14 protein-coding genes are annotated in these 13515 nt (G+C 39.5%); 10 read left to right on the forward strand and 4 right to left on the reverse strand.

What is annotated here, in order from left to right:
- Positions 1 to 77 precede the first annotated feature (77 nt).
- The 3 genes from JWQ34_RS10460 (at position 78) to JWQ34_RS10470 (ending at position 4953) form a co-directional block, all read left to right on the forward strand.
- Entirely contained in the window at positions 78 to 902 is an 825-nt protein-coding gene (locus tag JWQ34_RS10460; RefSeq protein WP_299357196.1) for a TIGR02757 family protein, read from the forward strand.
- Between the two features lie 4 nt (positions 903 to 906).
- The gene (locus JWQ34_RS10465) at positions 907 to 1272 is read left to right on the forward strand and encodes a DUF5655 domain-containing protein (RefSeq protein WP_299357198.1); all 366 of its coding nucleotides are present in this window, start codon (positions 907 to 909) and stop codon (positions 1270 to 1272) included.
- Between the two features lie 111 nt (positions 1273 to 1383).
- Positions 1384 to 4953: a carboxypeptidase regulatory-like domain-containing protein gene (locus JWQ34_RS10470; RefSeq protein ID WP_299357200.1), complete on the forward strand. Its 3570-nt coding sequence runs from the start codon at positions 1384 to 1386 to the stop codon at positions 4951 to 4953.
- Positions 4954 to 5290: 337 nt separating this feature from the next.
- Here the strand turns inward: JWQ34_RS10470 and JWQ34_RS10475 are convergent, their stop codons facing one another.
- Positions 5291 to 6349 (reverse strand): nucleoid-associated protein, encoded by a 1059-nt coding sequence (locus tag JWQ34_RS10475; protein WP_299357201.1) that lies wholly within the window; start codon positions 6347 to 6349, stop codon positions 5291 to 5293.
- A gap of 75 nt (positions 6350 to 6424) precedes the next feature.
- On the opposite strand from JWQ34_RS10475, the gene mnmE reads away from it, so the two are divergent.
- From mnmE to JWQ34_RS10500, 6 genes are all read left to right on the forward strand, one after another.
- A complete protein-coding gene (gene mnmE, locus JWQ34_RS10480; RefSeq protein WP_299357202.1) occupies positions 6425 to 7783 on the forward strand; it encodes a tRNA uridine-5-carboxymethylaminomethyl(34) synthesis GTPase MnmE in 1359 nt (452 codons plus the stop codon).
- A 314-nt stretch (positions 7784 to 8097) separates the two neighbouring features.
- On the forward strand, positions 8098 to 9195 hold the full coding sequence (locus JWQ34_RS10485) for a site-specific integrase (RefSeq protein ID WP_299357203.1): 1098 nt from the start codon (positions 8098 to 8100) through the stop codon (positions 9193 to 9195).
- Positions 9196 to 9524: 329 nt separating this feature from the next.
- Entirely contained in the window at positions 9525 to 9716 is a 192-nt protein-coding gene (locus JWQ34_RS19135; RefSeq protein ID WP_367278611.1) for a helix-turn-helix domain-containing protein, read from the forward strand.
- A gap of 4 nt (positions 9717 to 9720) precedes the next feature.
- Entirely contained in the window at positions 9721 to 10134 is a 414-nt protein-coding gene (locus JWQ34_RS10490; protein WP_299357204.1) for a helix-turn-helix domain-containing protein, read from the forward strand.
- On the forward strand, positions 10131 to 10619 hold the full coding sequence (locus JWQ34_RS10495) for a hypothetical protein (RefSeq protein WP_299357205.1): 489 nt from the start codon (positions 10131 to 10133) through the stop codon (positions 10617 to 10619). The genes JWQ34_RS10490 and JWQ34_RS10495 overlap by 4 nt, the downstream gene beginning before the upstream one ends.
- A 211-nt stretch (positions 10620 to 10830) precedes the next feature.
- The gene (locus tag JWQ34_RS10500) at positions 10831 to 11766 is read left to right on the forward strand and encodes a phage/plasmid replication protein (protein WP_299357206.1); all 936 of its coding nucleotides are present in this window, start codon (positions 10831 to 10833) and stop codon (positions 11764 to 11766) included.
- 147 nt (positions 11767 to 11913) lie between these two features.
- On the opposite strand, the gene JWQ34_RS10505 is transcribed toward JWQ34_RS10500, so the two are convergent.
- Genes JWQ34_RS10505 through JWQ34_RS10515 form a run of 3 tightly spaced genes read right to left on the reverse strand, consistent with a single transcriptional unit; the run spans position 11914 to position 13078 of the window.
- Entirely contained in the window at positions 11914 to 12276 is a 363-nt protein-coding gene (locus tag JWQ34_RS10505; RefSeq protein WP_299357207.1) for a hypothetical protein, read from the reverse strand.
- Between the two features lie 3 nt (positions 12277 to 12279).
- Positions 12280 to 12630 (reverse strand): hypothetical protein, encoded by a 351-nt coding sequence (locus JWQ34_RS10510; protein ID WP_299357209.1) that lies wholly within the window; start codon positions 12628 to 12630, stop codon positions 12280 to 12282.
- Between the two features lie 10 nt (positions 12631 to 12640).
- Positions 12641 to 13078, reverse strand: coding sequence for a hypothetical protein (locus tag JWQ34_RS10515; RefSeq protein ID WP_299357210.1), 438 nt, complete (start codon positions 13076 to 13078; stop codon positions 12641 to 12643).
- A 110-nt stretch (positions 13079 to 13188) separates the two neighbouring features.
- On the opposite strand from JWQ34_RS10515, the gene JWQ34_RS10520 reads away from it, so the two are divergent.
- On the forward strand, positions 13189 to 13443 hold the full coding sequence (locus tag JWQ34_RS10520; protein WP_299357211.1) for an XRE family transcriptional regulator: 255 nt from the start codon (positions 13189 to 13191) through the stop codon (positions 13441 to 13443).
- Positions 13444 to 13515: the final 72 nt, after the last annotated feature.

Raw genomic sequence — 13515 nt, forward strand, 5'->3', positions numbered from 1 at the left:
GCGCAAATAATAATGTATAGATCACTATCTTTAGACCAAAGGAGCCTTTAACTGATCACAAAAGCGAATACCGACAAATGAATGATCTATCCGAAAAACCAAAACCTCTCCGTCCATTGGCGGGGGCTGGAGGGCTAAAGGCTTTTCTTGATTCAAAGGTGCTTCAATACAACCAACCTGGTTTCATTACTAACGACCCAATCTGCATCCCACATCTGTTCACTAAAAAACAGGATATCGAGATAATGGGCTTTTGGGCGGCAACACTTGCCTGGGGGCAGCGGGTAACCATCATCAATAAATGCAAGGAGCTTATCGCTTTAATGGACGGCGCGCCTTATGATTTTATTATCAATCATGAAGAGATTGATCTGAAAAGGTTATTGCATTTTAAACACCGCACCTTTAACGATATTGATACGCTGTATTTTATAGCTTTCTTTAGATGGCATTATGAGAATAATCAATCTTTAGAATCAGCGTTCATACCCCCCGGCCCCCTGAAGGGGGAGGAAGATGAGCCGATTGAAAAGTATCTTAATCATTTCAGAAACTACTTCTTTTCATTGCCCGATTTTCCTCATCGTACCAAAAAACACGTGTCCTCGCCATCACAAAAATCAACCTGTAAGCGCTTAAATATGTTTTTACGCTGGATGGTACGCAAGGATAATTGTGGGGTAGACTTTGGTATCTGGAATCATATTAAACCATCAGAACTCATTATGCCCTGCGACCTGCACGTTGATCGTGTGGCCCGTAAGCTCAACCTCATCACCCGCAAACAAACCGACTGGCAAACCGCCATCGAACTTACCCAACGCCTGTGCGAGTTTGATCTTAATGATCCTGTTAAATATGATTTTGCCTTGTTTGCATTGGGGATAGAAGAAAAGTTTTAACACGATGGAAGAGGAAAGAAGATTATCTGAGTTTTTAGTCGGAAAGTCCGATCATACATTAATGCTCTATCATCATTTTTTAAATGAGTTTAGAAAGATAGGCAATATTGAAGTCGAGCCCACCAAAACTATGATTGGCATCTCCAACTCGCATAAACGGATTGCCTGGGTAACACAATTAGGCAAAAACTTTATCCATGTGGTGTTCCCGTTCAAGCAGCCTTATGATGATAATTTATGTTTCCAAAAAGTAGGACAGGTGCCCGGTCAGCAACAATTTAATCATCATTTAAGGGTGTTGAATGTTGATGATATAAATGAAGAAGTGTTGGGGTTTATGCGGATGGCGTATAATGAAGAAAATAATTAGTTATTGATGTTAATTATGACCAATAAGTAATAATTTGCAAGAGTTATCAGTTTACTATTGCAACCAAATTACTTTAGATTGTATATTTGATAGAACCTTTTACCTGTCTCAATGAAAGTCATCTACCGGTTATTTCTTTTTATTACCCTGTTATTCGTCGCCGGCAATGTAGCGGCGCAGGTAAAGTATGATATATCCGGTATTGTCACTAACGAAAAAGGCGAGCCTTTAAAAAGCGCAACCATCTTTATAAGCGGATCTGACCGGGTAACACCAACCGACGAAAGCGGAAAGTTCAGATTTTCGGGCGTGCCACAGGGCAACTATCAACTTGCCGCGCAAATGATAGGTTATGAACCATCATCGCAAAATATACAGGTAAAAAGCGGTCCGCTTACAGTTGACATCCAGCTAAAAATAAAAGTTACTCAATTGGATGTGGTAACGGTTGGCCGGGCCAGAAGAAGCGATTGGGAAAATAATTTTACCCGGTTTAAAGAGATATTTTTAGGAGAATCGGCAAACGCCCGTCAAACGGTGATCCTTAATCCTAAAGTCATAAACTTTAGCACCAGGAAAGGCATGCTGATGGCCGAGGCGGATGAATTTTTGATCATAGAAAACAGGCGTTTGGGTTATCGGCTGCATTATCAGCTTAAAGATTTCAACTTTGACTCTGGCGAGAGCGTAGTTTTATACCATGGCGAATGCACTTTTGAAGAACTGGATGGTACTGTCGAGCAAAAAAAGGAATGGGCCAGGCACCGCGAAGAAACCTATCGCGGATCATTTATGCATTTCCTGCGGTCTGTTTATCAAAAAAATACGCTGGAGAACGGCTTTATTGCAAGGCCTATGTATGGCTATGGCCATGAGCGCACCAACCCCGACAGGGAAGATCCTTATAAGATAATTTTAAAAGACCGGCCGGTAATGTTAGACTCTTTGCTTACAGCATTGGGTACCAACTTTATGTCGTTTAAATTTAACCATCTTTATGTTATTTACGACCCTATAAAGGCAGCAAACTATAAGCCCACTGCTAAATCAGATCAGCAAAAAACAATAATTAAAGATAATTATGCCTCAATTGTAAAACTGGTAAATGATGAAGCTGTAATTGATCAAAAAGGCAGTTATACAGATTATCGCGATTTTTATACCAGGGGCAGATGGGCCGAAGACAGGGTAGCCGACCAATTGCCGGTGGACTATCAACCATCTTCTGTGTCCGTATCAAATAATGATAATATCGCTGCCAAAATGGTGGCGCAATTGCAGCAGTGGACAGACAGTATCCCGCAGGAAAAAGCTTATCTGCACATGGATAAACCTTATTACGCGCTTGGCGATACCATTTGGTTTAAAGGTTATTTAACAGCAGGCAGCAAGCATCAGCTTTCGGCTTTAAGTGATGTTGCCCATGTTGACCTGGTTGATGAACAAAATCACCCCGTAAAAACATTAAGACTATTGGTAAATACAGGCACCATATCCGGCGATTTTGTATTGGGCGATGACATTAAAGCCGGTAACTACCGCATACGCGCCTACACCCAATGGATGCGGAATGAAGGCGTTGAATATTTTTTTGACCGCACGTTTACCATAGGTGATCCGTTGGTGTTTAAACAGAACGGCGCTCCCAATCGCGGCCTGCAGCAAACTGACGTACAGTTCTTTCCGGAGGGTGGGAATCTGGTTAATGACATTGCTTCGAGAGTGGCATTTAAAGCGGTTGGAAGTAATGGCCTTGGTACCCCCGTCAGCGGAAAAATAGTTGATAATGATAATAATGAGGTTGCCGGCATTACCACTCAGCATGCCGGCATGGGCAGCTTTTTATTAAAGCCGCAACCCGGCAAGGTTTACACAGCTAAAATTCGCTTTGCGGATAGCACTTCTAAAGATATCGCCTTACCAAAAGCTTTGGATGAAGGGTACGTGCTTGGTGTTTATCAGCCTAATAAAGATAGTGTGCTGGTACGCATATATGCATCTAAAACCCTGCTGCAATCAACAGTTAACCTGGTGGTACACAGCAGCGGCGAAGTTGTTTTTGCCACCCCGATAAAATTAGAAGGTGCAATTACGCCGCTTTGGCTGGAGAAAAAGAATTTCCCGAGCGGGATTGCCCAGTTTACACTTTTTAATAATAATGCCGAACCTATTGATGAGCGGATAGCTTTTATAAAAACCTATGACCACATGCGTATGGCGGTAAAAACTGCCAGGCCGGTTTATAAAAGCAAGGAGCATGTACAACTGGATTTAAATGCTACTGACGGGTACAATAGGCCTACGGCTGCTAACTTCTCGGTAGCGGTTATTGATGAAAGCAAGGTACCTATAGATGAAGCTTCCGAAAGTACTATCTTTTCGCACTTGCTGCTAAGTGCTGATATTAAGGGTTATGTAGAAAACCCCGGTTATTATTTTACAGCTGATACTGATGAAGTAAACAAAGCATTGGATGACCTGATGCTAACGCAGGGGTATCGCCGGTTTGAGTGGAAAACACTTGGTAATATTATAAACAACAAGCCGGTATTCAGATCAGAGCCTGTTGAAACTAAAGTGTCGGGTACGGTGGTGACTTTAGCAGGCCGTAAGCCGGTGCCCCACGCCAAGGTGGTGCTTGAATCTACAAAAGCCAAAGTCACCAAGATTATTGAAACAGATGCCAACGGGCGGTTTGATTTTGATAAAATGTTGATTGTTGATAGCGTAAAATTTGCCGTACAGGCTATAGCTACCGCAACCAGTGGTAAAGTAAAAATTGTTTTAGACACGGTGCCAGCGGTAAAAGCCGACCCGCTGATAAGTATTAACCCCAATAAAAATACTGCCGACGCGCTTCTGATAAAAAATTTTCTGCAAAAGGCTAAAGACGAAGGCAAACAAGTTAGATTAACCGGATTGCATGTATTAAAACAGGTAGAAATAAGAGACAGGCAAATTGAAAAGAAGGATATCAATATTACGCCGCAGGGAATGTTTAAAGTACCTGAACAATCTGTAGACAAGGTGATTACAATACCTGATCCTGAACATTACACAACGTTGCTGATGTTTATGCAATCCAGGTTACAAGGTATTAATATTTTACAGGACGACAACGGTTATAACATATTGGTAGACATGCGGGCCAGCAATAGCGCTTTAGGTACAACAGCCAGTACAAAACCTTGGGAGGGGAAAGAGGTAGGACTTATTGTTGATGGCAGAAAACTAATGACTCATGCCGAAATTGACGAAGTATTACAGGGGAGCGTAACACCAGATGACGTTGCCAAAATAGAAGTAGTGAGAACTAATACGGCTTTGGTTAATAGCTTACATGCCCTTAATGACAATTACGTAAGTTTTGTTTTATTGCTTACCAAGCTGCCTACAACCCGTAAACAGTATGACCCCAGTATAGAAAATATTACCAGAAATGGATTTGATAAAGTGCGCGAGTTTTATTCGCCTCAATATAACCAGCCTGAAAGGCTGATTAATTTGCCCGATCTGCGCAGCACCATTTACTGGAACCCATACGTAAACACTGATGCAAACGGCAAAGCCAGCTTTGACTTTTTTAACGCAGATGCCCCCGGCAGTTACCGGGTGGTGGTTGAAGGTATTAATGCTGCCGGCCAGTTAGGCAGGCAGGTATATCGTTATAAGGTTGAGTAATGATGTGGTAAATGTGCGGGTACAAACAGGAAATTGCGGGTGATTACGGTTTTTAGTTGGCTATCTACACTAAACTGCCGACAGTAATAATATAAACCTTTGCAGGTATGGAGGGCTTATTGATAAGGCCTGGCCGAAAGTAATTTACTGAATTTTTGGTGGCGCTATATTGTCAGAAATCAGGCATCGAAAAAATGACTTAAAAGTCATAAAAATTGTACCAAACTGTATCATGAAACCGGATTTATGAAGTTAACTATTTTATTTTCAATTAATTGCAAAAACAGGTGTGCCAAAGTGTATCATCAAGACACCTTCATGTGGTACACTTGCGGCGCTAAGCTTCCTCTTTAAAAAACACCTTGTAATAGTTCATTGCCTTGTCATCGTCAAAGCCCTTTTCTATCAGCTTGTTATCGCCATGTATATAGATATGGAAGTTCTTATCCAGCTTTAACACGCTTTTATAAATACGCTGCTGTTTCTTCACCGCGTTGTTAGAGATCTCGAAAGTGTCGTTGATCTTTGTATCAAACTCATCCTCGTATTGGTTCTTAAAGGTCTTGAACGATTCGATAGCCTTGGGGTTGGCTATTACCTCGTCCGCAAACTCGTCCATATCAAAGGTTTCTTTCTCCTTAAAATACTTCATGGAGCGGTTAAGCAGGTCTATCTTATCCGCTTTGGTCATATCAAACCCCTCGTCAATTTTATTGGTAACAAAGTTTTTGTAGATACCCAGCGCGTTACTGGTTTGGTTATAGCTGTCGTTACGGATCTTTAATTGTAAAAAGTCGTCTTTCCAATAAACAGCAGCATCTTGCCCGCGGCTGTTGTTATCTATCACTACTACTTTATAGCCGTTCTCTTTCTCAATATTGAATATCAGACAGCCCTTATCTAACTTGTTAATGTTGATGGCGTTCTCCTCATAATCAACAGCGAAGCCGCCTTTTTCCGGGTAAACCTTCAGGTAGGTCTCTTTATTCTCTGATTTAAAGATGCCTATCGCATCCAGCAAATTACCTTCGATCTGTACATCTTTAAAATAAACCACATATAGCTCGCCCGATTTAATTTTAGGGTGATTAGCCACTTTATACAGGTATTTGGTAATCTGTTCAGACGTTTCATGGAACTTGTCTTTGGCCTCAAATATCTGCGTGGCAAAATGGTGTATCTCGTTTAAAGCAAGGTCGCCGCTGCTATGCATGAGGTGATAAACCTCAACCGATTTCTCGAACGGGGCTAAAAAATACTGCTTAAGCAGGCTTGATATTAACTCGTCTTTTAAAACAAGCGGATGATCTGACAGGGCATACATTTCACTTTGTGATTGATTACCAACGTGATGTACAGAAATTGTATTGAGCGAAGCTTCAAAATAAGTTACCATAATTGAGGCGCAATTTAGTTTTTTTACTTTAGGGTTATAGCTATTGTTGATAGTAATTTGCGACCTTTGCCCGCAATGACTAATACCGAAGAAACCATTGTTGCTTTAGCCACCCCTGCGGGCGTAGGGGCTATCGGCGTTATCCGCTTATCCGGCCCGGATGCTATTAAAATTGCTAATAGGGTATTTAAGGGTAAGGATTTGACTAAACAGCAATCGCACACCATACACTTCGGTAATATAATTGATGGAGAAGTGATATTGGATGAGGTGTTGGCTTCGTTGTTCATCGCTCCAAAATCATATACCCGCGAAAATGTGGTAGAGATCTCCTGCCATGGCTCAAACTACATCATAGAATCTATTATAAAACTGCTGATAAAAAACGGCGCACGGTCTGCCAAAGCAGGTGAGTTTACTTTAAGAGCTTTCTTAAACGGGCAAATGGACCTGTCGCAAGCCGAAGCGGTTGCCGATTTGATCGCGTCAAACTCTAAAGCATCGCAGCAAGTTGCCTTACAGCAATTAAGAGGCGGGTTTAGTAACCAGCTACAATCGCTACGCGAGCAGTTGGTACAATTTGCTTCGCTGATTGAATTAGAGCTTGATTTTGCCGAGGAAGATGTAGAGTTTGCTAATCGCGACCAACTAAAAAAACTGATCTATGAAATTGCGCGGGTTATTAGCGCGCTGATACAATCGTTTGAGCTAGGGAACGTAATAAAGCAAGGTGTAAATACGGTTATAGCCGGCAGGCCAAATGCGGGTAAATCAACGTTATTAAATGCCTTGCTGAACGAAGAACGCGCCATAGTAAGCCATATCCCCGGTACCACACGCGATACTATTGAAGAGGTATTAAATATAAACGGCATTAACTTCAGGCTGATAGACACCGCTGGCATCCGCGAGGCTACAGACGCTATTGAAAAAATAGGGGTAGAGCGTACGATGGAAAAGATAGAGCAGTCTGCCCTGTTAGTGTATGTTTATGATGCGGCGCAGATAACTTTAGATGAGTTAAACAGCGATTTGGAGAATCTGCAACGCCCGGGTGTAACCATGCTTATAGTAGCCAATAAAGCCGATTTGCTAACCGATGCACAATTGATCGCTTTACCCACAGATGCCAATGTAATATCAGCTAAGGAGAAAACGCATATAGACGAACTTAAATCAACAATATACCACTCGGCGGTAAAAGACCAGTTAGACGGAAACGAAACGCTGGTAACCAACGTACGGCACCTGGAAGCCCTGCAAAAAACCGAGCAAGCATTAGCAAGGGTATTGGATGGCATAGATACCGTTACATCCGACTTCCTATCGATGGATATTAAGCAGGCCTTGCATTATCTCGGCGAAATTACCGGCGCAGTTACTACTGATGATTTGTTGGAGAATATATTTAGCAAGTTTTGTATCGGTAAATAGGACGGGCTTCATATCGTGTCATTTCTTTTCATTTATTGTTGATTTATAACAAGTTATATTTCATCCATTATCCTGCCTTTTCATTTAATGCCTTAATTTTTGTTTCAAATTTGTAACCCAATTGATCGGTTACAAATTTGAAACAAAAATCGATATTAATTGCGCTTTTTCATGGCCTATCATTGATTTTCATTCCCTTTCAAATAATTGCATTTGTTGTTACAACAAACTGTAAATCAGATAATTAATTAAAATAAATTTTTTGGATTAGGTTCTGGATAGTAATTTTATCATCGTACAGAAATTATAAAACGATGAGTGTAACCTTAAGAAGAAAAACAACAAACACCGGCAGATACAGCTGGAATTTAGACATCTACCACGAAGGCAAAAGAACTTCGCAATCCTTAAAGCTTTACACCTTAATAAAGCCTAAGACCGACGCTGAGAAAAATCGTAACATTGAGGTGAAGCGGCTTGCAGAGAAAATTCGACTAAACAAAGAGGTTGAACTTACTAACTCAAACTATAGCAAATTCGGGACTAAGCAAACCGGTATATCATTTTTGGATTACTTTGAGAAGCTGACCCAAGAACGCCGCCGATCTGCGGGTACTTTTGCAAATTGGGACAGCACCTTTAAAGTATTAAAACAATACTTCGGCAACCACTCTAAAAAACTAGTCGATGTTACGGAAAATGACTTAGCCGCTATCAAAAAGTTTATTAGCGAGAAGTATCGAACCAAAGCCAATCAACCACTGTCTAAAAACGCCGCATCATCCTACTTTAATAAAGTTAAGGCTGCTCTTAATGCTGCTTTTGATGAAAAACTGGTTGATGTTAAAATTGCTTCAAGGGTTAAAAGTCTTAAGCCTGAAAACACCAGACGGGAGTTTCTTACAGAAGAAGAAGTAAAGCAACTCATTATAACACCTTGTACTTATCCATTGCTTAAACGTGCTTTTCTTTTTAGCGTGTTTTGTGGATTACGATTTTCGGATGCATCAACTCTACTTTGGCGGGATATTCAAATTACCGGTGACCGAACTTTTATTCGCTACAGACAGCAAAAGACTAGGCAGGCTGAAACGGTTGATTTAAATAATAGTGCTATTGCTCAACTTGGCGAGAGGATGGCGGATGACCAAAAAGTGTTTAAGGGTTTACGATACAGTGCATGGACTAACGTTAAGTTAACCCAATGGGTTATGGCTGCCGGTATCAAAAAACACCTCATCTGGCATTCAAGCCGCCACACTTTTGCGGTGCTTCTCTTGACCAAAGACGTTGATATTTATACCGTATCGAAGTTACTAGGCCACCGGGACCTGAAGACGACCGCCATCTATGCGCAGGTAATTGACAAACGTAAGAATCAGGCAGTAAAAGCGTTGGATTTTGACCTGTAACATAATCCAAATTAAAAAAGATTTTATTTATTTTTTCGTTTAAATACGTTCATTTATCTTGTGATAATCACAAAAACAGGTGGTTATTCGTTCTTTAAAACTGTAGTCTGATGGTGGAGTAAGTTGGTGAAGAGGTATCTGGATGAGCCTCGGAACTAGCGAACGAAACAAATACCTTAACATCCAGTAGGGTTGAAGTCGGGCGGGCGATGAGCCGTTAAATCTGCACAGTTGGAGCAGTTGCCCAACTAGTCGAACTCAAACTAACACAACCCCACTTAATACATTATTAATAAACAATATTAGCTATGTCTGAAGCAAACGAATTCATGACAGTGGGAGAACTGTGTGCCTATCTCAAGATCTCGGCCAGTCTCGCGTACAAATTATCGCATCGGAATGCGATACCTAAATACCGCCCGACCAACGGTCGCGTGTGGTTTAAAAAAAGTGATATAGACCAGTGGATAAACAACCATCGGATTATGTCAGAAACAGAATTGAACACATTAACTAATTAAACCAATGATTATTACAGTAACTTTTAAACCAGCCGTAGCCTCAAATAGAAGTAACGGTTTTACAAACACGCAGCAACATTTTACCCCTGAATGTTACAAGTTTCACGCTAAGAAGTGGAAGGATGTAAAACGCGGCTTGAAAAAAATCTCAGCTATTAGAAGTCTTGGCGCAGTAGATGTTGGGGCAACAACCCAAGCCAAGACTCAAGCTACCCCACTAATGACTATTGCCCAGTTATGTAATTACCTTAAAATTAGCGAACGCACTTGCAGGAGATGGAGAGCTGACGGGAAACTACCGTTTAAAAAACAGGGACGCACCATCAGGTTTGACCGAAGTGCCGTAGACAGTGCTTTACAAGCACAAGGCTATAAACTAACGAACAACAGTGAAAACATGTTAACAAGTAAAAAATGAAAAGCTTACTAGAAAACAGATACGTATTTGAAACAACTGTCCGCAACGATCACAGTAATGTTTATGGTTTAAAATTGGAGGACTATTTCCTATCCAAAAAGAAACGTATTGCTCCTGAGATCTTGCGCTGTACGTCATGGGATAAAATCGAGTTTAATTTCAACGGCCCTTTTGCCCGGATTAATCCCGTTGTTGACAACGGGGTATTTGTGTCTCCTGAAATGATATTTTATCGGCAGGCGGGACGTGATTTTTACGGCGAAGACGTAGAAACAGGAAAGCCAATTAAGGCAACCTTATTTGGACCAACAGACGAAAACGGCATAGTCATACCTGTATATGTCGAACTTAAAATTGCACGTTCCCGATTTAACAACATCAACGTTTTTAACTACCCTCCCTTTGGAGTGATTGAAAACTGGGATGCAGCAATCGATGCTAAGTGGAATAGTGTAGGGGAGCTGGTGAGAACCTATCACCTATAATACCAACGTTAGGATTTGTTTTAATAAATCGGGCTGTATAATAACGATAGTACAGCCCGATTTTTATTCCTCATCTACTTTACCACTATCAAGGCGCATTTGATATAGTCGGTAAACTGTTTCTTAACCCCTGTATAAACGCGCCTTATTAGCTATTTACTATAATAATATAAAAAAGTACCTCTTAGAGGAACCTTAAAAACGACATAATATGTACGACACATTTAATTTTACATTGCCTCATACCTTCTTTGACTACGACCATATAAGGCACATTTTTGATACTAAGTTGGCGTTTAAGGTTGACAAACGATATCTCAATGGTTCAGCTATAGTTGCTAATTATGAAAATTACGCATTTAGCTTATCAAAAAAACATTTAAGAGCTAATGGAAGCTTGACCAAGCTTTACTATGGTAACAATGTGCAAAACTTAAACTACACGCAAATACAAGATGCTTTAATGCAATTTGAAACATTATTTGAAATACCTTTTGATGATGCCATTGTAAGTAGAATTGATGTGGCAACATCAATAAATTTAAGTAATCCAGTAAATATGTATTTAGATTTATTGGTTGCTCCATCGGGGTACAAAGCGTCGAACCTGAAAAATGAAACTAAGCGATATGAGAAAGGCAACGATACACTGAATTTTTATAACAAAGTGGCGGATATGCGAATTAAGGATACTTTAAGTTACAAAATCTATAAAGCTGATTTTATTTTAAAATACGAAAGGCGATGCACTAAAAATTTACTCGATATTATAGATACTTCCGATTTGAAATTTAAAAATTTCTATACCTCTGAAGTTTATAAAAATTTAATTGAATACTGGTACAATGGCTATCAATCTGTGCTTAAACTTACTAACCCTCAACCAACCCAACTTAAATATAATTCCTTAACAGATTTTAAACAATCATTAATAAACGAGGGCATCAAATCCCTAAATGGTGTTGAAGTGTTAAGTGAAAGCATCAATCAAATTAAGATCAACAAAAAGGTGCGGTATAGGATTAACGAATATCTTTATTCCCTACCTAAGTTAGCACCACTTAGCCCGATTTTGCAAAGAGAATTAGATAACAAGATACAAGGTATATATAATAATGAGATGGCTTATTTAGAAGAGTTAAATTGAACCCGGCAGAGAGTAGATACTATAATTATGTTATATTGCTTTTATACTGGAAATCCTACCGTATAAGCTATAGTTTACATTAAGGCAATATTTTTTATTACTCCTGTAAAAAATAAGCTTACACAGCAGGAATCGCCTTAATAGAGATTATTTAACAGCCTCCCACACTAACCCGTTAGGTCTTCCATATTCTTCCATAATTAGTTGCTGCTGGCCCTTCAATAGCCGAAACTTTATATCTGAAGGATTTTCAAAACGGTCCGCCAACGTAGTGTCATTTTCGGATATGCACTGAATACTTAAACCATCACCAGTAAAAATAAATACTTTATAGTCGCCGACTTTAGAATAAAGCACCTTATATGTTTTTCCGAGGTATGGATAAGTTACATGTGGGTTGGGGGACTGAGCCACACAAACCCAGTCCTTAACAAAGTTTTGTTCTGTAGGGCTTTTGCAGGCGATTAACATACAGATTAGAAAGCCCAGAGAGATTTTATTTAGTTTCATGGCTTAATTGATCAAGCTAAAAAGCCAAATAATTACGAAAATCATTGCTATAAGTACCAAAAACGCCACCAGTCTTTTATTTTGCTTTGACGTTTCGATATCAGCAATTTTCTGATTGGCTACGCTATTTTTTTCTTCAAAATCATCCTCAGTAGCACCCTCACCTGGCTTGAATTCATAACCACATGAAAGACACGTAATAATTACATTTTTCGAGCCAGTATGACCATATAATAAACCTTGTGTTCCAAAAGCAAGGTTACCAATCACTGCACGTTTTTGATTGAAGGTTTCCCGATTAGCAGATAAAGATTGAGATTTGCAAATAGGGCAAAGTATAGGTTGTTGTTCCATAAACTTTTAATTAATATGCTACTTCCAATGTGCCGCCATTCCCACTATTAGCGATAATTAATTTTGCATTACTACCATCAATGTTGCTTGAATAAAAGCCGGTTCCGTTTGTATCATGTTTAGTATCATCAACATTAAAGAATATAGTTTTTTGATCGGGTGAAAGTTTAACAAAGGTTGTATAGGAAACAAATAGCCCCGAAGGCAGACTAATACTGATTTTTTGCGGGTTACTTCCATCATAGTTAGCTACCCATATTTCGCAATAATAGGTACCCGATGAACCGCTTAACGGTAAGTTTTTAGTGTAAATAATTTTGTTTTGTTGTGTAATCGAAGTTGATGTAGTTGTTGCTGCGTCGGCAGATTTTTTACAGCTGATTTCAAATAAAATAATTGATAGCGAAAAAGCAGTGAGTACAACTGTGGATAATAGAATTTTTTTCATTGTGTTGAGTTTGATTAAGTAAAATTAACACAGTAAATATATAAATACTATTAATAAGTATGAATTTATTAGTGGTAATATAAAAGATGGGTATTGGCTTATTTTACTGTATGGCAGAAGATGGTAAAGAAGATAAGGTATCCTATAATCAGGAAGAATTAAAGAAGCTGGGAAACAGGATTAAAAATCTGCGCGTAAAGGCCGGGTTTACTAATTACGAATATTTCGCCTACAAACATGAAATACCACGTGCTCAATTTGGCAGATACGAACGAGGGGAGGATTTAAGATATACTAGTCTTTTAAAAGTTATTAAGGCCTTAGATATAACTATAAAAGAGTTTTTCAGTGAAGGATTTGATTAAATTCGACTAATGAGCTTAAAGTGGCTAATTATTATTTTATAAATTCAAGCGCAAGTTTTTACACCCAGCTCA

Source organism: Mucilaginibacter sp. (assembly GCF_028288185.1).
Taxonomy (GTDB): Bacteria; Bacteroidota; Bacteroidia; order Sphingobacteriales; family Sphingobacteriaceae; genus Mucilaginibacter.